The 20,704-nt window shown below is 38.4% G+C and carries 20 protein-coding genes; all 20 read left to right on the forward strand.

The window, feature by feature from the left end:
• Positions 1-111: 111 nt before the first annotated feature.
• The 20 genes from ylqF to fliH all read left to right on the forward strand — a co-directional run bounded on the left by ylqF (position 112) and on the right by fliH (position 20,703).
• Positions 112-987: a ribosome biogenesis GTPase YlqF gene (gene ylqF / locus MKY08_RS04655; RefSeq protein ID WP_069510151.1), complete on the forward strand. Its 876-nt coding sequence runs from the start codon at positions 112-114 to the stop codon at positions 985-987.
• Between the two features lie 258 nt (positions 988-1,245).
• Positions 1,246-2,001, forward strand: coding sequence for a ribonuclease HII (locus tag MKY08_RS04660; RefSeq protein ID WP_069510150.1), 756 nt, complete (start codon positions 1,246-1,248; stop codon positions 1,999-2,001).
• Between the two features lie 15 nt (positions 2,002-2,016).
• Positions 2,017-3,912, forward strand: coding sequence for a hypothetical protein (locus MKY08_RS04665; RefSeq protein WP_069510149.1), 1,896 nt, complete (start codon positions 2,017-2,019; stop codon positions 3,910-3,912).
• On the forward strand, positions 3,909-4,232 hold the full coding sequence (locus tag MKY08_RS04670) for an EscU/YscU/HrcU family type III secretion system export apparatus switch protein (protein WP_024362049.1): 324 nt from the start codon (positions 3,909-3,911) through the stop codon (positions 4,230-4,232). Before MKY08_RS04665 ends, MKY08_RS04670 begins: the two co-directional genes overlap by 4 nt.
• A 140-nt stretch (positions 4,233-4,372) precedes the next feature.
• Positions 4,373-5,533 (forward strand): ADP-forming succinate--CoA ligase subunit beta, encoded by a 1,161-nt coding sequence (gene sucC, locus MKY08_RS04675; protein WP_024362048.1) that lies wholly within the window; start codon positions 4,373-4,375, stop codon positions 5,531-5,533.
• Between the two features lie 17 nt (positions 5,534-5,550).
• Positions 5,551-6,453, forward strand: a complete 903-nt coding sequence (sucD, locus tag MKY08_RS04680) for a succinate--CoA ligase subunit alpha (protein ID WP_024362047.1) — start codon at positions 5,551-5,553, stop codon at positions 6,451-6,453.
• Between the two features lies 1 nt (position 6,454).
• On the forward strand, positions 6,455-6,646 hold the full coding sequence (locus tag MKY08_RS04685) for a hypothetical protein (RefSeq protein ID WP_069510148.1): 192 nt from the start codon (positions 6,455-6,457) through the stop codon (positions 6,644-6,646).
• A gap of 28 nt (positions 6,647-6,674) precedes the next feature.
• Entirely contained in the window at positions 6,675-7,571 is an 897-nt protein-coding gene (dprA, locus tag MKY08_RS04690; protein WP_069510147.1) for a DNA-processing protein DprA, read from the forward strand.
• 91 nt (positions 7,572-7,662) lie between these two features.
• Positions 7,663-9,741 (forward strand): type I DNA topoisomerase, encoded by a 2,079-nt coding sequence (topA, locus tag MKY08_RS04695; protein ID WP_069510146.1) that lies wholly within the window; start codon positions 7,663-7,665, stop codon positions 9,739-9,741.
• Between the two features lie 18 nt (positions 9,742-9,759).
• On the forward strand, positions 9,760-11,073 hold the full coding sequence (gene trmFO, locus MKY08_RS04700) for an FADH(2)-oxidizing methylenetetrahydrofolate--tRNA-(uracil(54)-C(5))-methyltransferase TrmFO (RefSeq protein ID WP_024362044.1): 1,314 nt from the start codon (positions 9,760-9,762) through the stop codon (positions 11,071-11,073).
• A gap of 285 nt (positions 11,074-11,358) precedes the next feature.
• On the forward strand, positions 11,359-12,258 hold the full coding sequence (gene xerC / locus MKY08_RS04705; protein WP_069510145.1) for a tyrosine recombinase XerC: 900 nt from the start codon (positions 11,359-11,361) through the stop codon (positions 12,256-12,258).
• Positions 12,259-12,280: 22 nt separating this feature from the next.
• The gene (gene hslV, locus MKY08_RS04710) at positions 12,281-12,826 is read left to right on the forward strand and encodes an ATP-dependent protease subunit HslV (protein ID WP_069510144.1); all 546 of its coding nucleotides are present in this window, start codon (positions 12,281-12,283) and stop codon (positions 12,824-12,826) included.
• A complete protein-coding gene (hslU, locus tag MKY08_RS04715) occupies positions 12,826-14,226 on the forward strand; it encodes an ATP-dependent protease ATPase subunit HslU (protein ID WP_069510143.1) in 1,401 nt (466 codons plus the stop codon). The genes hslV and hslU overlap by 1 nt, the downstream gene beginning before the upstream one ends.
• Positions 14,227-14,312: 86 nt before the next feature.
• Complete coding sequence (gene codY, locus MKY08_RS04720; RefSeq protein ID WP_024362040.1) at positions 14,313-15,092, forward strand: GTP-sensing pleiotropic transcriptional regulator CodY; 780 nt, start codon at positions 14,313-14,315, stop codon at positions 15,090-15,092.
• A gap of 875 nt (positions 15,093-15,967) precedes the next feature.
• Entirely contained in the window at positions 15,968-16,360 is a 393-nt protein-coding gene (flgB, locus tag MKY08_RS04725; RefSeq protein WP_069510142.1) for a flagellar basal body rod protein FlgB, read from the forward strand.
• A 3-nt stretch (positions 16,361-16,363) separates the two neighbouring features.
• Positions 16,364-16,825: a flagellar basal body rod protein FlgC gene (gene flgC / locus MKY08_RS04730; RefSeq protein ID WP_069510141.1), complete on the forward strand. Its 462-nt coding sequence runs from the start codon at positions 16,364-16,366 to the stop codon at positions 16,823-16,825.
• Between the two features lie 24 nt (positions 16,826-16,849).
• On the forward strand, positions 16,850-17,155 hold the full coding sequence (fliE, locus tag MKY08_RS04735) for a flagellar hook-basal body complex protein FliE (protein WP_069510140.1): 306 nt from the start codon (positions 16,850-16,852) through the stop codon (positions 17,153-17,155).
• A gap of 148 nt (positions 17,156-17,303) precedes the next feature.
• Positions 17,304-18,896: a flagellar basal-body MS-ring/collar protein FliF gene (fliF, locus tag MKY08_RS04740; RefSeq protein ID WP_069510138.1), complete on the forward strand. Its 1,593-nt coding sequence runs from the start codon at positions 17,304-17,306 to the stop codon at positions 18,894-18,896.
• A gap of 15 nt (positions 18,897-18,911) precedes the next feature.
• Positions 18,912-19,925, forward strand: coding sequence for a flagellar motor switch protein FliG (fliG, locus tag MKY08_RS04745; protein WP_024362036.1), 1,014 nt, complete (start codon positions 18,912-18,914; stop codon positions 19,923-19,925).
• On the forward strand, positions 19,909-20,703 hold the full coding sequence (gene fliH / locus MKY08_RS04750) for a flagellar assembly protein FliH (RefSeq protein ID WP_176723148.1): 795 nt from the start codon (positions 19,909-19,911) through the stop codon (positions 20,701-20,703). The genes fliG and fliH overlap by 17 nt, the downstream gene beginning before the upstream one ends.
• Position 20,704 lies beyond the last annotated feature (1 nt).

The raw sequence follows: 20,704 nt of genomic DNA on the forward strand, positions 1-20,704 counted from the left end.
GGGGCTAATACTCCCTTTCTTGACGTCTAAGAGCATACGTTTTCTTATTCGATTTGAAGGCATTCGCACTGAATTGGGCGAATGCGCTTTTCTTATTTAGGAGGTATAGAAATGACTATACAATGGTTTCCAGGGCATATGGCGAAGGCACGCCGAGAAGTAACAGAAAAATTAAAGCTAGTAGATATTATATTTGAATTAATCGATGCACGCTTACCATTATCTTCGAGAAATCCGATGATTGATGAGGTCATTAACCAAAAGCCGCGTCTACTTATTTTAAATAAATCAGATATGGCGGATGAGCACGAAACACGCAAATGGGTAGAATATTTTGCACAGCATGGCCATAAAGCAGTGGCAATCAATTCGCTTGAAGGAAAAGGACTACAACTTGTGACCAAGGCGGCACAAGAAATATTAAAAGAAAAATTTGACCGCATGAAGTCAAGAGGGATGAAGCCGAGAGCCATTAGAGCAATGATTGTTGGAATTCCAAACGTGGGAAAATCCACACTTATTAATCGCTTAGCAAAGAAAAATATTGCGAAAACAGGTAATATGCCTGGTGTGACAAAGGCGCAACAATGGATAAAAGTCGGCAAGGAACTAGAATTACTAGATACACCAGGAATTTTATGGCCTAAGTTTGAAGACCAAGAAGTAGGCTATAAGCTGGCTTTAACAGGTGCTATTAAAGATACCATTACTAACATGGAAGATTTGGCGGTATATGGGTTACGATTTTTATCGACACATTATCCAACACGTATGGAAGAACGCTATGGTTTTCAGTTTATGCATGACGACTTAGTGGAAACGTTTGACCATATTGGCAAGCTTCGTCGTGTTTTTGGAGCAGGTGGAGAAATCGACTACGATCAAGTAGCCCAGCTAATCGTACGAGATATTCGTGGATTACTATTAGGAAAGCTAACATTTGACTTTGTGGATGAGCAGCTTGAAAAAGAAGCGACACAGCAATAACGTGCGAAAAAGTAATAGGGACAAACCTTTAAAAGAGACAAAATTGCTCGTAACTTCTAGTGAACCCTGGAAGGTACACGTAGTGTAAGAGGTATCAGGTGAAAAGCAAACACCGTAACGAACATTCACAGCAATGCAAAAAAGTGTTAGATTGATTGCCGTCAATCTAACACTTTTTCCTTTTGTCCTAGCCTTTTTCTTTTAGGAACAGTAGATATTGCCGATAAATGATATAGAGTAAGAAAAGGGAGTAAAATGATGAAAACGATTAAAGAGATTACAGCAGCACTAAAAATAGCTGAAGAATGGCAAGAATGGATGGCGGAAATTGCAACCGACGAGCGTGCAGGTGTGCAGAAAGCGTGGCATAGTTGGAATAAACGCCAAGAAAAGAAACGACAGCTATTGGAAGAGCATCAAGCGAAGATAGATTTCGATCAGTGCTATGGTGGTGAAAATGCCTTCATCGCCGGTGTAGATGAAGCAGGGCGTGGGCCTTTAGCGGGACCTGTTGTAACAGCAGCTGTTATTTTGCCAAAAAACTGTGAAGCTCTTGTAGGATTAAATGATTCGAAGCAATTAACAAAGGAAAAACGCAATGTTTTTGCGGCATTGGTGAAAGAACATGCTATTAGCTATTTCATTCATTTCCAATCAGCGCAAACGATTGATGAACTGAACATCTATGAAGCGACAAAGCAATCGATGAAAACAAGTGTGGAATCCTTGTCCATTAAACCGGATTATGTGCTAGTGGATGCTATGACACTACCAATCACGATGCCACAGGATTCGATTATTAAAGGCGATGCAAAAAGTTTAGCCATTGCAGCGGCTTCTATTTTAGCGAAAACAGCTAGGGATGAATATATGGAACAATTGGACAAAGAATTTCCTATGTATGGCTTTGCACAACATGCGGGCTACGGTACAAAACAACATTTAGAGGCACTTGAAACATTCGGACCAACGATACATCATCGCAAGTCTTTTGAACCTATAAAATCAATGTAAGAAAGGAGTAATTAGATGACAGCAACATCGTTTAATCCAATACAAATGCAACAAACTACTTTAACTCCAGCAAATCAACCGCTGGCATTAAAGCAAGGACAAGTATTTCATGGCACGATTAAACAATTATATCCAGATCAAACGGCAGAGGTCCAAGTAGGCAATCAAAAACTGATTGCTAAACTGGAAGTACCGCTAAAAGCAGGGGACGCCCATTTCTTTCAAGTAACAGGGACAAGTCCTCAAACAGAGTTAAAAGTTGTTACAGGACCGATGGGGCAAGAGGTTTCTACAAACCAACAAATAAATCAGCTACTAGATTCGATGAATTTGCCCAAAACGTCAGAAATGCAACAGGTGTTAGCGCACTTTATCAAGGCTCAAATACCGATTTCTAAAGAGCAACTTATGCAAGCTGAAATGTGGATGAAGGTATTGCCTGAAGGTGTGACAAAGATAGATGCCTTACAAGCGCTTCAAAAAATGGTTGAGCTAAAAATGCCAATGACGCAAGATGTGTTTCAAGCACTTGTTAGTGGGCAAAAAACATCCGGTATGTCGGCAATAATGGATAATTTTACACAATTATTAGCGAAGGATACAGCATTACAAGCTAATGTGAAACAAAATTTGATGCAACAAGTGTTAGCCATTGCAAAACCTTTCGAGGCAGAAACAGGTACGTTACTGCTCGCAAAATCGATTCAACTTTTAACTAATAACGCAGCATCAGCAAGTGAACGATTACAAGCTTTAACTTTATTAAAAGAAGCGGGGATTTTACCGCAACAAGCAACTTTACAAAATTGGTCGTCTCTAAATGAAGCAAAACCTGTACAACAAGGTCAACTTCAGCAGGCGGGCCAAGTAATCCAAACAATTTTAGCGACAAAACCAGAACAGAAACAACAGCTTATTGAACAGCTAAAATCTTGGACAGCGAGTCAAAATTTATTGTCCAATGAGCAAAAGCAACAGCTGAACCAAATGATTGATCGATTTAATCAATTACCAACTAATAAACAAACATTGGAGATTTTTGCGAAGCAAATGCAAGAGCAGCTAGTCAAAGCGTTCGCTCACAATGCACCTGAACGGTTATTTACGCAAGATGGCAATGGGCTTTCTGTAAAAGAACATTTATTATCATTGTTTAAGCAAGAGTCGACAATTCCATTACAAAATGAAGCGCTGATGCGAAATCTTGTAAAACAAAGTACGGAGGCGCCACAACCAACTATTCAACAAATGCTTACAGAAGCTGATGCACATGTACGAAATTCAATGGATAGTAAAGCGATGGAGCATGCTCTTAAAACGGTATTGAAAAGTTTAGGCATTAGTTACGAGGCGACGCTTAGTAGTAAATCAGCGGATTTACAAGCAATTGCGCACCAATTAAAACCACAGCTTCATACATTGCTTCAAGAAGCTCAAATAACGCCACAACTAAGGGAAGCGGCTGAACTGTTAATGACACGCATGAATGGTATGCAACTTGTGTCAGGAGAAAATGGTCATCAACACCAGCTCGTGATGCAAGTGCCCCTTGAATTTTTTGGGAAGAAAATGGATGCCACATTACAATGGAATGGGCGTATGAAAGAAGACGGAAAGATTGATGCCAACTACGCACGTATATTGTTTTATTTACAAATGGAGTCAATGAAAGAAACCGTAATTGATATGCAAGTTCAAAATCGTGTCGTCACTGTCACAGTATTTAACGAAAATTCAGATATTGCTTTTCAGGCAGAATCTCTAAAAACAGCATTGAAATTAGGGCTTGCAAAAAAAAATTATCAGCTATCGGGAGTCTTTATTAAACAATTTGAAAAAGCCCAACTTGAAAAAACAACCCCTGTAGTACAACAGCAGGAGGAAATTAGTGGGGTGGATTTCCGCATATGAGTGAAGAAAAAAAGACGCGTAAAGAAGCGATTGCCCTCACTTATAAACAAGGACAATTTGATAGCCCATCTGTCGTAGCAAAAGGAAAAGGGAAAGTGGCAGAAAATATATTGGCACGTGCAAGTGAACATGATGTGCCGATATATGAGGATCCGAATCTTGTGCAATTACTGGGACAATTAGATTTAAATGAGTCAATACCTGAAGAATTATATCAAGCGGTGGCTGAAGTGTTTGCTTTTATTTATCATCTAGACCAACAACATAGCAAAAATATAGAAAAAATAAAGAATTCTGATTTCAAGAATTCTCTGTTTTAGTACACGAAGTAGAAGAAAACGTCATAATTTTAGATAAAATTCGAACAAAAGACAAAGTGTAGACTTTATCAGAATCTTTCGTTAGAATAGATTATGTTAGTAAAACAATTTTATGCAAATGTTTGATGGGAGGATGTATTATGAATATCCATGAATATCAAGGGAAAGAGATTCTGAGAAAATATGGTGTTGCAGTACCCAATGGAAAAGTTGCTTTTTCCCCTGATGAGGCAGTGAAGGTAGCGAAGGAACTTGGCTCAAATGTAACCGTGGTCAAGGCGCAAATTCATGCAGGTGGACGCGGTAAAGCTGGTGGTGTCAAAATCGCAAAAAACCTTGATGAGGTGCGTACATACGCAAAAGAGTTATTAGGTAAAATTTTAGTAACTCATCAAACAGGTCCAGAAGGTAAAGAAGTAAAACGCTTGTATATTGAAGAGGGCTCTGATATTCAAAAAGAGTATTATTTAAGTTTAGTATTAGACCGCGCTACTTCTCGTGTAACATTTATGGGTTCAGAAGAAGGCGGTATGGATATTGAAGAAGTAGCTGAAACAAATCCAGAAAAAATCTTCAAAGAAGTGGTTGATCCTGTAATTGGACTAACAAGCTTCCAAGCACGTCGTATGGCGTTTAATATGAATATTCCAGCAAACCTAGTAGGGAAAGCTGTTAAATTAATGTTAGGTTTATATCAAGCATTTATCGACAAAGATGCTTCAATAGTAGAAATTAATCCACTTGTTGTCACTGGACAAGGAGAGGTTGTAGCACTAGATGCTAAATTTAATTTTGATGCCAATGCGTTGTATCGTCATAAAGATATTGTCGAATTACGCGATTTTGATGAAGAAGATCCAAAAGAAATCGAAGCATCGAAATATGACCTTAGCTATATTTCACTAGATGGCAACATTGGCTGTATGGTAAATGGTGCGGGCCTAGCAATGGCAACAATGGATACAATTAGTTATTATGGCGGAAGTCCCGCTAACTTCCTTGATGTTGGGGGCGGCGCAACAGCCGAAAAAGTAACAGAAGCTTTCAAAATTATCCTTTCTGACTCAAATGTAAAAGGTATTTTCGTTAATATTTTCGGCGGCATTATGAAGTGTAACATTATCGCTGATGGTGTAGTAACAGCAGCCAAAGAAATCGGTTTATCTGTACCGTTAGTAGTACGTTTAGAAGGTACAAACGTAGAGCTTGGTAAAGAAATCTTAAATGCATCAGGTTTAAACATCGTGGCAGCAGACTCAATGGCTGACGGTGCACAAAAAATTGTGGGACTAGTAGGCTAAGGAAGGCAGGGAGAACAATGGCTGTATTTATTAATAAAGATACAAAGGTAATTGTACAAGGGATTACAGGCGAAACAGCGCTATTCCATACGAAGCAAATGCTTGATTATGGTACAAAAATCGTAGCAGGCGTAACACCTGGTAAGGGAGGTCTTGAAATTGAAGGCGTACCTGTGTTCAATACTGTAGCTGAGGCTGTAGCAGCAACAGGTGCAACAACATCGGTTATTTATGTACCAGCACCTTTTGCAGCAGATGCCATTTTAGAAGCTGTTGATGCTGAGCTAGAATTAACAATTTGTATTACAGAACATATTCCTGTCCTTGACATGGTGAAGGTTAAACGCTTTATGGAAGGCAAAAAAACACGCCTAGTTGGTCCGAACTGTCCAGGTGTTATTACGGCTGATGAGTGTAAGATTGGTATTATGCCTGGTTATATTCATACAAAAGGGCATGTTGGTGTAGTTTCACGTTCTGGCACATTAACGTATGAAGCGGTACACCAATTGACGCAAGCGGGTATTGGTCAAACAACGGCTGTAGGTATCGGAGGAGACCCTGTAAATGGGACTAACTTTATCGATGCCCTTGAAGCATTCAACAATGACCCTGAAACATATGCAGTTGTCATGATCGGGGAAATTGGTGGTACTGCTGAAGAGGAAGCAGCTGAGTGGATTAAAGCAAATATGACAAAGCCGGTTGTTGGCTTTATTGGTGGACAAACAGCACCTCCAGGGAAACGTATGGGACATGCGGGTGCCATTATTTCTGGCGGTAAAGGAACGGCTGCTGAAAAAATTAAAGCAATGAACGAAGCTGGTATTGAAGTCGCTGAAACACCATCTGTTATCGGCGAAACACTTATTAAGGTAATTAAAGAAAAAGGGCTATACGAAAAATGTAAAACCCATTAAAATGGAAGATGTAGCACATTGTGGCTACATCTTTTTCTCTGTCTCGGTAGATGGTAAACCTGTTCGTAGCTTTACAAACGGCGGTGTTTGGACAGTTACATGCGAAATGCACACAACAAAAGTCGACAAGGCGAAGCTACAGGACGGCTCATATTCTATTTTTTGTGCTGAAATAACAATTGCGGTCATTTAATTTCTTCTATTATAAAGGAGGTTTTTAAATGATTTTCTCAGTAGATACACAGAGATTACTAGCTATACATTATGTATATCCATTACCACTCCAAAAACTTCAACAATTATTGTCCCCGGTGGATGTATTGAATTATTTTGAAGAAGCGCACCCTGAAGAGATTGCGGGTGCATTGCAAATAACGTGGCAAAAAGCGCTGCTAATGATTCGGAATTTTCAACGTGTTCGAAATTTGCCATTTGAAGAGGCTTACGCACAAGCAAATATTTTCCCCATACCATTTAATCACCCATATTTCCCGGCGCAATTATTTGAAATACCTAGTCCACCTACTGTATTGTATGTGAAAGGTCAGTCTGCTCTGCTAGCAAGAGATAAACGGATAGCTATAATAGGCTCTCGAAAGGCTACAGCCTATACAAGAACGGCAATGGACTTAATCGTCCCTCCGCTTGTTGCGCACGAATATACGGTTGTCAGTGGGCTTGCACGAGGTGCTGATACAATGGCTCATGAAGCGACGATTAAATTTGGTGGACAAACAATTGCCGTGTTAGGTCATGGTTTTCATTATGTCTATCCTAAGGAAAACCAAGCACTTGCTCAGCACATGGCAGAAAACCATTTACTTGTTACAGAGTATCCACCTTATATGCGACCGGCAAAATGGCAATTTCCTATGCGTAACCGGTTAATAAGTGGTCTAACTCAAGCAATCGTTGTCACGGAGGCTGCACTAAAAAGTGGGACATTAATTACGACAGAATGCGCATTAGAGCAAGGTAAAGATGTATTTGTCGTTCCAGGACCGATTAATAAAGAGCAGTCAAAAGGAACAAATAAATTACTTATAGAAGGAGCCATACCCGTGTGCGATGGTCACCAAATCGTTGAAACACTTTCGCTCTTTTCTAGCAAAAATTGAAAAAAAGTTGCATTATCTTAAAATCTGTTATACATTTTGCAACAGGTAACTTAAAAAATTAGCAATAGACCTCGCTAAGGGGGAGACATAGATGGCGGATTATTTAGTGATTGTAGAATCACCAGCAAAAGCAAAAACAATTGAACGTTATTTAGGAAAAAAATATAAAGTAAAAGCATCTGTTGGGCATGTGAGGGACTTACCACGAAGTCAAATGGGTGTAGATACTGAAAATAATTACGAACCTAAATATATTACGATTCGCGGAAAAGGACCTGTTTTGCAGGAACTGAAGTCTGCGGCTAAAAAAGTGAAGAAAGTCTATCTAGCGGCCGATCCAGACCGCGAGGGAGAAGCGATTGCTTGGCACCTTGCGACTGCATTAAATATTGATATTAATTCAGACTGTCGAGTTGTTTTTAATGAAATTACAAAAGATGCGATTTTAGATTCCTTTAAAAACCCACGTGCCATTAATATGGACTTAGTGGATGCTCAACAAACACGTCGGATGTTAGATCGTCTAGTAGGCTATAATATAAGCCCAATTCTTTGGAAAAAGGTAAAGAAGGGCTTATCAGCAGGTCGCGTACAATCAGTTGCACTTCGTATGATCATTGATCGTGAAAATGAAATTAAAAACTTCCAACCAGAAGAGTATTGGACGATTGAAGGCTCTTTTGAAAAGGGCAAAAAGACATTCGATGCACTGTATTATGGTAACGGCAAAGATAAAATCAAATTATCGAATGAAGCGCAAGTAAAGTCGGTTTTAAAAAATGTCAAAGGTACAGCATTTGAAGTTGTCAATGTGACGAAAAAAGAACGTAAACGAAATGCCGCGCCTGCTTTTACGACATCTTCTTTACAACAAGAAGCAGCCCGAAAGTTAAATTTCCGTGCGAAGAAAACGATGATGCTTGCACAGCAATTGTATGAAGGTATTGATATTGGTAAAAAAGAAGGGACAGTCGGTTTAATCACGTACATGCGTACAGATTCAACACGTATATCTGAAACTGCCAAAGCGGAAGCGGTTTCTTATATTGAGACAAAGTATGGGAAAGAATATATCTCAACAGAAACGAAGCAGGCAAAAAAAGCATCGAATGCGCAAGATGCCCATGAAGCCATTCGTCCTACAAGTACGATGCGAACACCAGATGAGTTAAAAACAGTGCTTAGTCGCGATCAGCTACGCTTATACCGTTTGATTTGGGAGCGCTTTATTGCGAGTCAAATGGCACCTGCTGTTTTAGATACAGTAGCTGTAGATCTTCAGAATAACGATGCTTTATTCCGTGCAAACGGTTCACAGGTCAAATTTGCCGGATTTATGAAACTCTATATTGAAGGTACAGATGATCAAACTGAAGAAACGACGAAACTTCTACCGGAAATGGAAATCGGGGATCAGGTGACATCACTTGAAATCGAACCGAAGCAACACTTTACGCAGCCTCCACCTCGTTATTCAGAAGCACGTCTTGTAAAAACAATGGAAGAGTTAGGAATAGGACGACCGTCGACATATGCACCGACCCTCGATACAATTCAACGCCGCGGCTATGTTGTGCTTGATGCAAAAAGATTTATGCCGACAGAGCTAGGTGAAATTGTCCACCAACAAATGCTGGAATTTTTCCCTGATATCATCAATATCGAATTTACAGCAAAAATGGAACAAGATCTCGATGATGTTGAAGAAGGTAGTCGTAAATGGGTTGAAGTAATTGATGATTTTTATAAAGACTTTGAAGTTCATGTAAAGCATGCGGATGCTGAAATGGAGAAAGTAGTAATTAAAGATGAACCAGCTGGTGAGGATTGCGAAAAATGTGGTTCACCAATGGTATTCAAACTGGGTCGCTATGGAAAATTTATGGCTTGCTCGAACTTCCCCGATTGCCGAAATACAAAAGCAATTATGAAGCCAATTGGAGTGAAATGCCCTTCTTGTGAAACAGGAGAAATTGTTGAGCGTAAAAGTAAAACAAAGCGTTTATTTTATGGATGTAATCAATATCCAGAATGCGAATTTGTATCATGGGATAAACCAATTAGTAGACCATGTCCGAAATGTAGTGCATTATTAGTAGAGAAAAAATTAAAAAAAGGTGTCCAAATTCAGTGTACGAAATGTGACTATGAAGAGACACCAACACAATGATAGGAAGATGGTAAGAACATGACTGAACTAGTTGTAAATGTAATAGGTGCTGGCCTTGCAGGAAGTGAAGCGGCTTGGCAAATTGCTAAACGTGGGGTAAAAGTTAAACTTTATGAAATGCGTCCTGTTAAACAAACACCTGCCCACCATACTGATAAATTTGCAGAGCTTGTTTGTTCAAACTCACTACGTGCTAATACACTAACAAATGCAGTAGGTGTTATTAAAGAAGAAATGCGTTTATTAGACTCTGTTATTTTAAAAGCAGCCGATGCATGCTCAGTACCAGCAGGTGGTGCACTTGCAGTTGACCGTCATGAGTTTGCAGGCTATGTAACAGAAGCGGTAAAAAATCACCCTCTAGTGGAAGTAATACATGAAGAAGTTACAGAAATTCCAGAGGGCATTACGGTTATTGCAACAGGTCCACTTACTTCAAAAGCGTTAGCTGAAAAAATTCAAGGATTAACAGGTCTCGACTATTTATATTTCTATGATGCAGCAGCACCAATTATTGAAAAAGATAGCATCGATATGGATAAAGTGTATTTAAAATCTCGTTATGACAAAGGGGAAGCGGCTTATTTAAACTGTCCTATGACAAAAGAAGAATTTGATCGTTTCCGCCAAGCATTGATTGAAGCAGAAGTTGTGCCATTAAAAGAATTTGAAAAAGAAATTTATTTTGAAGGCTGTATGCCAATCGAAGTAATGGCAGCTCGTGGTGAAAAAACAATGTTATTTGGACCGATGAAGCCAGTAGGGCTTGAAGATCCAAAAACAGGTAAACGACCATATGCGGTTGTTCAATTGCGCCAAGATGACGCTGCAGGTACCCTTTACAATATCGTAGGTTTCCAAACCCACTTAAAATGGGGGCCGCAAAAGGAAGTACTACAACTAATTCCTGGACTAGAAAATGTTGAAATCGTACGATATGGTGTTATGCACAGAAATACTTTCATTAATTCTCCGAAAGTTTTAGAGAAAACATATCAGTTACGTGAACAAAAAAATATTTTCTTTGCTGGTCAAATGACGGGTGTCGAAGGTTATGTAGAATCAGCAGGAAGCGGTTTAATTGCTGGTATCAATGCGGCACGTTTAGCATTGGGACAAGAGCCAATTATTTTCCCATTTGAAACGGCATTGGGCAGTATGGCGCGTTATATAACAGAAGCACAATCGAAAAACTTCCAACCGATGAATGTCAATTTCGGCATATTCCCTGAATTACCACCTGGACGTCGTTCAAAACCTGAACGTGCAGAAATGCATGCTGCTCGTGCAATGAGCACAATTCAAAATTTTGTGAATTCACAAACAATTTAATTGCCAAAAGCCTCTAAAAGTTGATATACTCTTAGAGGCTTTTTCTTTTATGTAGACAAAATGCTTATTTACACGTATTTTATTATTTTGTATAGAGATTTTCTCAAAATATAACCATTTTCACTTGCTATATTACGAAGATAGGTATAGTGTCAATATGTATGTTTTTTAAAGATTACTAAAGCGACAAATTAATTTAGATGGCCACAATTGTTTTACCATTTGAATTTGTTGGTAATAGTAATGAGAGAAGGTTACGAATAATTCATTGGTGGTGAATCTTTCATGTTAGTTTCGTCCCAAGAAGCACTTGAACAGTTTATGCTTTACATCCAGGTAGAAAAAAACTTCTCTGTTCATACTGTGCGAGAATATGAATCAGACCTACTAGATTTTTTAGCGTTTTTACAGGCAGAGGGCGTTAATGATTTAGCTAGTGTTGAGTATATACATGCACGTCTATATGTAACGAAGTTGTACGATGAAAAGAAAGCAAGAACTTCTGTATCAAGGAAGATTTCATCAATCCGCTCCTTTTTTCGCTTTCTAAATAAACAGCACGGCTTGGATGATGGCGCTTTTCGATCGCTCTATCATCCGAAAAAAGAATCACGTTTACCAAGCTTTTTCTACGAACAAGAATTGATGCAGCTTTTTGATGCGAATGTAGGCGATGATTTGAAATCGTTGCGCAATATGGCGATTTTAGAGTTATTATATGCAACGGGCATTCGTGTGAGTGAGCTTACATCCATTATGGTAGGGGATATAGATTTCCGTTATTCTATTGTTCGGGTAATGGGTAAAGGAAGAAAAGAACGTATTATACCATTTGGTCAATTTGCGAGTGTGGCTATACAGCACTACATAGAGCAGGCTCGTCCACGTTTGATGAAACAAACAAGTCATGAGCAATTATTTGTCAACATGCGTGGTGGGGAACTTACACCACGAGGGGTACGTCATATTTTAAATGAAATGATTGACAAGACCTCACTCCATACGAAAATATACCCACATATGCTTCGCCATACTTTTGCTACACATTTACTGAATCATGGCGCGGATTTACGGACGGTGCAGGAGTTACTGGGCCACGCGCATTTAACTTCAACACAGGTTTATACGCATGTAACAAATGAGCATCTTCGTCAAACATATATGAATGCCCATCCAAGGGCATAATAGAGGCTAAGGAGGAAGGCAAATGGGACAAATCCATGCGACTACGATATTTGCGGTACATCACAACGGCGGGTGCGCTATGGCTGGCGATGGTCAAGTGACACTTGGCAATGCGGTTGTCATGAAAGGCACTGCAAAGAAGGTCAGACGTCTGTTTAATGGTCAGGTGTTAGCAGGCTTTGCAGGATCGGTAGCTGATGCATTTACACTTTTTGAAATGTTTGAAGCGAAGTTAAACGAATATAATGGGAATTTACAGCGAGCTGCTGTAGAAGTAGCAAAACAATGGCGCGGTGATAAAATGCTACGCCAATTAGAGGCGATGTTACTTGTGATGGATAAAAGTACACTACTCCTTGTATCTGGAACGGGAGAAGTAATCGAACCGGATGATGGTATTTTAGCGATCGGTTCTGGTGGGAATTATGCATTATCGGCAGGTCGTGCTCTAAAAAAATACGCAGGTGAAACAATGACTGCCCGAGAGATCGCGGAGGCAGCGTTAGAAACTGCCGCTGAAATTTGTGTATTTACAAACCATAATATTATCGTGGAGGCACTTAACTAATGACACCACAAAACTTAACGCCAAGACAAATTACTGAGCATTTGGATCGTTTTATCGTAGGGCAAAATGAGGCGAAAAGAGCGGTAGCTATTGCATTACGAAATCGCTATCGTCGTTCTCTTCTAGCGGATGATATGAAGGCTGAAGTTATTCCAAAAAATATTTTAATGATTGGACCAACTGGAGTTGGGAAAACTGAAATTGCAAGAAGAATTGCAAAGCTAACGAATGCACCGTTCGTAAAGGTTGAAGCAACGAAATTTACCGAAGTGGGCTATGTTGGACGTGATGTGGAGTCTATGGTACGCGATGTTGTAGAGGCTTCTCATCGTTTAGTGAAAGAAGAAATGATGGAGTCTGTGAAGGAGCAAGCGGAAGAGTTGGCAAATGAAGCCATTGTAAAATTACTTGTCCCTTCTTTACGTAAAAAACAGGCTATGCAAAATCCGTTTGAAATGTTATTTGGTGGCAAAGAACAACAAACGCATGATGATACATCTTCTGAAGAAACGGAAGTGCGTTCAAAACGTGCGCAAATCGCAATTGATTTACGCAATGGCAAATTAGAAAATGAGTGGGTTACAGTTGAAGTAACGGAGCAAAGTCCGTCGATTTTTGATGCATTGCAAGGAACAGGAATGGATATGTCTGCAAATAGTGGTATGCAAGATATGTTGTCTAGCTTAATGCCTAAAAAACAGAAAAAACGCAGAGTGCAAGTAAAAGATGCACGTCGTATTTTAACTATAGAGGAAGCAAATAAGCTGATTGACGCAGATGAAGTGTCACAAGAAGCGATTGCTAGAGCAGAACAATCTGGGATTATATTTATTGATGAAATTGATAAAATCGCAAGCAAAGATACGAACTCTTCTGCTAGTGTTTCACGCGAGGGTGTTCAGCGCGACATTTTGCCGATTGTCGAAGGTTCTACTGTGACGACAAAGTATGGGGCGGTCAAAACAGACTATATGCTTTTCATTGCAGCAGGTGCTTTCCATATGTCAAAGCCGTCCGATTTAATTCCAGAATTACAAGGGCGATTCCCTATCCGTGTTGAATTAGAAAAATTAACGAAGCAAGATTTTGTTCGTATTTTAAAGGAACCAGATCAATCACTTATTTTGCAATATAAAGCATTGTTAGAAACAGAAGGTGTAGCAATTGATTTTGCAGAAAATGCAATTGAACGAATTGCAGAAATTGCTACAGAGGTTAACCAAGAAACCGATAATATTGGTGCACGTCGTTTGCATACCATTTTAGAACGTTTGTTAGAAGAATTATCGTTTGAAGCGTCTGAAATTGCACCGGCGCAAATCGAAATAACTGCTGCTTATGTTGACCAAAAGCTAGCGGGTATTGTAAAAAACAAAGATTTGTCACAGTTTATACTGTAGGCAAGGCTTGTTAGTATCATTCAATTGTAAAAAACTTTAGAATATTAACTAAATACGGTATGGATTATTTATAGGAGGAACACATAATGAACTTATTAGAAAAAACACGTAAAATTAACTCGATGCTCCAAGCATCTGCAGGTAAGCCAGTAAACTTTAAAGAAATGGCTGACACACTAGGTGATATTATTGACAGCAATGTTTATATTGTCAGCCGTAAAGGGAAGCTTCTAGGTATTTCAATTCACCAACAAATTGAAAATGAGCGTATGAAAAAAATGTTCGAAGAGCGTCAATTCCCAGAAGAATATACACATAGCTTATTTACAATTTCAGAAACATCTTCAAACTTAGATATAAACAATGAACATACTGCGTTCCCTGTAGAAAATAAAGATTTATTCCAAAGCGCTTTAACAACAATCGTTCCAATCGTTGGTGGTGGTGAACGTTTAGGTACTTTAATTTTAGCGCGTTTATCCGCTCAATTTGAAGATGATGATTTAATTTTAGCTGAATACGGTGCAACAGTAGTTGGTATGGAAATTTTACGTGAGAAATCAGAAGAGATTGAAGAAGAAGCACGTAGCAAAGCTGTTGTACAAATGGCGATTAACTCACTTTCATATAGTGAATTAGAAGCGATTGAACATATTTTTGAAGAGCTAGACGGTAACGAAGGTTTATTAGTTGCTTCAAAAATTGCTGACCGCGTAGGTATTACACGTTCAGTAATCGTCAATGCATTACGTAAACTAGAATCTGCGGGTGTCATTGAATCACGCTCTCTAGGTATGAAGGGAACTTACATTAAAGTATTAAACGATAAGTTCTTAAATGCGCTAGCTGAAATTAAAATGAAATAATTAAAAAAGCTCCCTCGAAATCATTTGAGGGAGCTTTTTCACTGTAACTAAGTGTTGTTTTAGTTATCTCAACTATAGATTGCTAAATTGTTAAGCCTTACTTAGCTTTTCTTTACGTGCAAGTGGTATGTCACCAAATGGTATTTGTGTCATTTTTGTGAATGGGTCCAATCTTGTATTTCTAATAGGGAAAAATATGGTAGGGCTTTTTTAGTAGAGAAATTTAAAATCCATCTTTTGTAAGTATTGTAACTGCATCCTATGGTCTGTTTATTGTGGAAATGGGGAGTTGGCTTTACCAAAACGAAGGGACAATTCAAATTCGTTAAGCAAAGAATTAATGCTTATCCGAGAATAATGTGCTGATTTCGAAGGAATCTAATCTTTACATTTAGAGAATTTTTCAGGGAAGCGCCTGAAAAGATATCAGTTCGATGAAAGTACATCTGTACATAAGATAGTCATTTAAGTAGCCTTTTTTTGTCGATACGTGAAAAATTTCATAATTACATTTCTAGAAGGTTACTTATATAATCATATTAAATATAGTAAAAAGGGACTTTTTTTTGCCGAAAAATCACAATTTGTAATTTTTATCCAACCCTATCTAGTAATAAACAGGGAGATAATTGATACTAATACAGTAAACACTGTCGAAATAGTGTAAAATAACTAGAAATAAGACGAAACGCATCGACGCTTAGTGCCCCAAGGGATGGGGCATATTTGTCCTGGTTAAACTTCTAAAAAAATAGGGCGTATCTACTATTAAAAAATGACAAAAGACAATAGACACTACGTATCATCTTAATTACAATTGTATTATTGGATAAAATAAGAAGTACATAGATTGAATTAAAATGAGGTGAATGGTTTTGAACTTATTTGGAGGAACTATTAGTAGCCTGGAAAACGGACTTTCCTATGCAACTTTGAATCATAAAACAATCGCAAATAACATTGCGAATGTCGATACACCAAATTATAAGGCGAAAAGTGTAAGTTTTAAGGATATGTTGGAGAATGAGAAACAAACATCTATTTCGGCATATCGCACAGATATTAGACATTATGATTTCGAAATAAAACAATCGACACCAGGTGTTCATAATATTGCTGGCTTACGATATCGAAATAACGGAAATGCTGTAGATATGGATGCTGAACAAACGAAATTAGCAGAAAATCAAATCTACTACAATGCTTTAATCGACCGTGTAAATGGTAAGTTAAATACACTCAATACAGTTATTAAAGGAGGTAAGTAATAAATGTCTATTTTTCATGGAATGAATACCACTGCCTCTGCTTTAACAGCACAAAGGTTGCGCATGGATGTTATTTCTTCCAATATGGCAAACATGGATACTACCCGTGCTAAGCAAGTAAATGGGGAATGGGAGCCTTACCGACGGAAGTCTGTCACTTTTTCCGCGCAAGAAGGGCAATTTTCAAAGTTTCTTAATGTAGCAATCGGAAAAAATGCTAAAGGTGGCGTGGGGAATGGCGTGAAAGTATCACGAATTAAGGAAGATACAGAAACACCTTTCAAATTAGTGTATGATCCGACACATCCAGATGCTAATGCAGAAGGCTATGTCAACATGCCAAATGTTGACCCGTTAAAAGAAATGGTAGATTTAATGTCTGCTACGCGTTCTTACGAGGCCAACATAACGGTTTTAAATGCAAATAAGTCAATGCTGACAAAGGCGTTGGAGATTGGTAAATAAACATAAAGAAAGGATGGATACATAATGGCAATTTCGTCCGTTTCACTAATGACACCTACTCAGGTTGTAAATGAAACAAATAAACTAAATACGACACCTTACGAAGCGCAACAAAGCTTTGCGAATTCGTTAAAAGAGGCAATAGCGAAAGTGAATGATCAGCAAATCACTTCTGATAATTTAACACAAAAGCTAATAACTGGTGGAGATGTGGAGTTGCACGAAGTAATGATTGCATCTCAAAAGGCGAGCATTACATTAAACGCAACACTTGAAGTTCGCAATAAGGTGATTGAAGCTTACCAAGAAATAATGCGAATGAGTGTCTAATTTAATTGCGTTGGTGAAGAAAAGACACCAATCCAATTAATTAGGCTTCTCATGGAACTAAATATTTTATATTCATACTTCCATGAGATTCCACTGTTATCGCGAATTATTGATTGCTAGGTTATTCACTATAACCGGAGGATTCATAATGAATGAACGATTGACGAAAATAAAAACCGACACCAGCCAATTTTGGAAAAGTCGGAGTAAAACACAAAAAATAGTAATGCTTAGTTCTGTAGTAGGTGTGATAGCACTTGCAGCTATCATTACGTTTTTTGCAACAAAAACTACATATGTTCCGCTCTATAAAGATTTATCCACAAGAGAAATCGGGCAAGTAAAAGAAGCTTTGGATTCTCAAGGTGTAAAATATGAAATTGCCCCAGGAGGCACATCTATATTAGTGCCCCAAGAACAGGTAGATTCATTATTGGTGCAACTAGCATCAGAAGGATATCCACAGACTGGAACAATTGATTACTCTTTTGCTAATAGTTCTGGCTTCGGTATGACGGACAATGAATTCAATTTATTGAAAAAAGCTGCAACTGAAACAGAAATCGCTAAGCTAATCAAAAATCTAGAGGGCGTAAAAGATGCAAAAGTGATGATTACTCTGCCTGAAGAAGGAGTTTTCATACAGGATGTAAAAGAAGATGCAACTGCATCCATTGTATTGAACACAGATCCTGGCTATAAGTTTACAGAACAACAAATTGCAACAATGTACAACTTAGTTTCAAAAAGTATTCCGAATTTAAAAACAGATAACATTGTGATCTCGAATCAATTCTCAGAGTACTTTGATTTAAATGCTGCAACAACAGATGGTACATCGACAACTACAGCTGAAGGTCAATTACAAATGAAGAAATTGGTTGAACGTGACTTACAACGTCAAGTGCAAAATATGCTAGGGACACTGATGGGACAAGATAAAGTAATTGTTTCGGTTACAACAGACATTGACTTTAAAAAGGAAAATCGTGAAGAAAACTTAGTAACACCAGTTGATGAAGAGAATATGGCAGGGATTGCGATTAGTGCCCAACGTATTTCAGAGCAATATTCTGGTACTGGTAATGCAGCAATGGGTACACCTGAAGCTGAAACAACAACAGATAATTTCACAACATACAATGAGGGTGCAACAGGAAATGGTGATTACGAACGTACGGAAGAAACGATCAATAATGACGTCAACCGTATTCGTAAAGATATTCAAGAAGCACCATATAAAATTCAAGACATTGGCATCCAAGTAATTGTGGAGCCACCAACAGCTACAGACGCAGCATCACTACCTGATGGTGTACAACAAGACATTGAGAAAATTTTAAGTACTATTGTTCGTACGACAATTTCAAAGGATGTAGCAGCGGAACTTACTCAAGAGCAAATTGATGAAAAAGTGGCTGTTTCTGTCCAAGCGTTAAATGGTAAGGTAGCTGATACTGCTGATGAAACACCTGTTATCCCATGGTGGGTTTGGGTAGTTGGAGGTATTTTACTAGCTGTTATTCTATTACTTGCATTCTTTATTATCCGTTCACGTAAACGTGCGAAGGAAGAAGAAGAGTTAAGTATCCTAGAAGAACAAGAAGAATTGATGATTGATGATATTAATGAAGAAATTGAAACGGAAGCTACAATGCGTCGTAAGCAACTTGAAAAAATGGCGAAAGAAAAGCCTGATGATTTTGCAAAGTTACTGCGTAGTTGGATTGCGGAAGACTAACTAGGAGGTTCTGCTGTGTCCAAGAAAGATAAGGAATTAACCGGAAAACAAAAGGCCGCACTCTTGTTAATTTCACTAGGGCCTGAGGTTTCAGCTTCTGTCTATAAACATTTAACTGAGGAAGAAATTGAACGTTTAACGTTAGAAATTTCAAGTGTTAAAAAAGTAGAAGCAAATGTAAAAGAAGAAATTATTGAAGAATTCCACAATATTGCACTTGCGCAAGATTATATTACACAAGGCGGTATTGGCTACGCGAAGACGGTATTAGAGAAAGCACTAGGTATTGAACAAGCTCAAACAATCATTAATCGTTTGACTTCTTCCTTACAAGTGCGCCCATTCGACTTTGCACGTAGAGCAGATCCTGCACAAATTTTTAACTTTATTCAAAATGAACATCCACAAACAATTGCCCTTATTCTTTCTTATTTAGAAGCAGGACAGGCGGGTGTTATTTTATCTTCATTACCACAAGAAGTACAAGCTGATATAGCTAAGCGTATCGCAATGATGGAGTCAACTTCACCAGAAGTAATTAGTGAAATCGAGTCTGTCTTAGAACGTAAACTATCTTCAACTGTGACGCAAGACTACACAGAAACAGGTGGTATAGATGCAGTCGTTGAAGTATTAAATGGTGTAGACCGACAAACGGAAAAAACGATTCTCGATGCACTCGAAATTCAAGACCCAGAGCTTGCTGAAGAAATCAAAAAACGCATGTTTGTATTCGAAGATATCGTTACGCTTGACAACCGTTCGATTCAGCGTGTTATCCGTGATTGTGAAAACGAAGATTTACTCCTTTCAATGAAAGTGTCAAGCGAAGAAGTAAAAGATATTATCTTCCGAAATATGTCACAACGAATGGCAGATACTTTCAAAGAAGAAATGGAAATTATGGGGCCAGTTCGTTTGCGTGACGTAGAAGAAGCTCAATCGCGAATTGTTGCTGTTATTCGTCGCTTAGAGGATGCTGGTGAGATTATTATTGCACGTGGTGGAGGAGATGACGTCATTGTCTAGAATCATCCGTTCTGTATACACACAGTCCAATGGCGATAATGTAAAGAAGATACAAATTCGTGATATGTTTGATATACCCGAAATGGAAACAGATGAAACATCTCATCATCAAATGACAATGGAAGATGTATTTGCCGAACGTGATCGCTTACTTGCAGAGGCTCGAGCTGGAATTCAAGCGGCACGACAAGCCTTTGAACAAGAGAAGCAAATGCACTTCCAAGAAATTGAGCATATGAAACAAAGCTGGGAAGAAGAACGCCCAAATCGTGTACAAGAAGCGTATGATGAAGGGTATGGTCAAGGCTATGAGGATGGTACAAACAGAGCCACAGAAGCAATGGCGCAATCCCTTCAAACAGCGAATGAAATCATTGCACAAGCTGGGGAAAATGCAAAAAAATATATCCAAGATCAAGAAGCAATTATTTTGGAACTAGGCTTAACTGCTGCAGAACGTATTATAGGGACTTCATTAGAGCAAAACAATGAACTATATCTATCCATTGTTCATAGAGGTCTTAAAGAAGCGAGAGAAATGAAAGAAATTAAAATCTACGTTTCTCCTACATATTATGGCTTAATTACATCTAATCGTGATGAATTGGCAGAAATGTTCCCCACAGACGTACCATTTATGATTTTTGTTAATGAGGATTTTGCAAACGAAACAGATTGCTATATCGAAACAAATCATGGTCGGATAGTTGTCAGTATTGACGAGCAATTAAATGAATTAAGAATCAAGCTACTTGAAATATTAGAAAGTAAGGAATGAT

Source organism: Lysinibacillus sp. FSL M8-0337 (genome assembly GCF_038593855.1).
Lineage (GTDB): Bacteria > Bacillota > Bacilli > Bacillales_A > Planococcaceae > Lysinibacillus > Lysinibacillus sphaericus_D.

What these genes read in the sequence shown, in the direction of transcription:
- hslU (WP_069510143.1), top strand. Translation starts at nt 12,826, where the DNA reads ATGACACCACAAAACTTAACGCCAAGACAAATTACTGAGCATTTGGAT.
- topA (WP_069510146.1), top strand. Translation starts at nt 7,663, where the DNA reads ATGGCGGATTATTTAGTGATTGTAGAATCACCAGCAAAAGCAAAAACA.
- trmFO (WP_024362044.1), top strand. Translation starts at nt 9,760, where the DNA reads ATGACTGAACTAGTTGTAAATGTAATAGGTGCTGGCCTTGCAGGAAGT.
- hslV (WP_069510144.1), top strand. Translation starts at nt 12,281, where the DNA reads ATGGGACAAATCCATGCGACTACGATATTTGCGGTACATCACAACGGC.
- ylqF (WP_069510151.1), top strand. Translation starts at nt 112, where the DNA reads ATGACTATACAATGGTTTCCAGGGCATATGGCGAAGGCACGCCGAGAA.
- sucC (WP_024362048.1), top strand. Translation starts at nt 4,373, where the DNA reads ATGAATATCCATGAATATCAAGGGAAAGAGATTCTGAGAAAATATGGT.
- xerC (WP_069510145.1), top strand. Translation starts at nt 11,359, where the DNA reads ATGTTAGTTTCGTCCCAAGAAGCACTTGAACAGTTTATGCTTTACATC.
- fliE (WP_069510140.1), top strand. Translation starts at nt 16,850, where the DNA reads ATGGCAATTTCGTCCGTTTCACTAATGACACCTACTCAGGTTGTAAAT.
- MKY08_RS04685 (WP_069510148.1), top strand. Translation starts at nt 6,455, where the DNA reads ATGGAAGATGTAGCACATTGTGGCTACATCTTTTTCTCTGTCTCGGTA.
- MKY08_RS04670 (WP_024362049.1), top strand. Translation starts at nt 3,909, where the DNA reads ATGAGTGAAGAAAAAAAGACGCGTAAAGAAGCGATTGCCCTCACTTAT.
- dprA (WP_069510147.1), top strand. Translation starts at nt 6,675, where the DNA reads ATGATTTTCTCAGTAGATACACAGAGATTACTAGCTATACATTATGTA.
- sucD (WP_024362047.1), top strand. Translation starts at nt 5,551, where the DNA reads ATGGCTGTATTTATTAATAAAGATACAAAGGTAATTGTACAAGGGATT.
- fliF (WP_069510138.1), top strand. Translation starts at nt 17,304, where the DNA reads ATGAATGAACGATTGACGAAAATAAAAACCGACACCAGCCAATTTTGG.
- fliH (WP_176723148.1), top strand. Translation starts at nt 19,909, where the DNA reads ATGACGTCATTGTCTAGAATCATCCGTTCTGTATACACACAGTCCAAT.
- MKY08_RS04665 (WP_069510149.1), top strand. Translation starts at nt 2,017, where the DNA reads ATGACAGCAACATCGTTTAATCCAATACAAATGCAACAAACTACTTTA.
- MKY08_RS04660 (WP_069510150.1), top strand. Translation starts at nt 1,246, where the DNA reads ATGAAAACGATTAAAGAGATTACAGCAGCACTAAAAATAGCTGAAGAA.
- flgC (WP_069510141.1), top strand. Translation starts at nt 16,364, where the DNA reads ATGTCTATTTTTCATGGAATGAATACCACTGCCTCTGCTTTAACAGCA.
- codY (WP_024362040.1), top strand. Translation starts at nt 14,313, where the DNA reads ATGAACTTATTAGAAAAAACACGTAAAATTAACTCGATGCTCCAAGCA.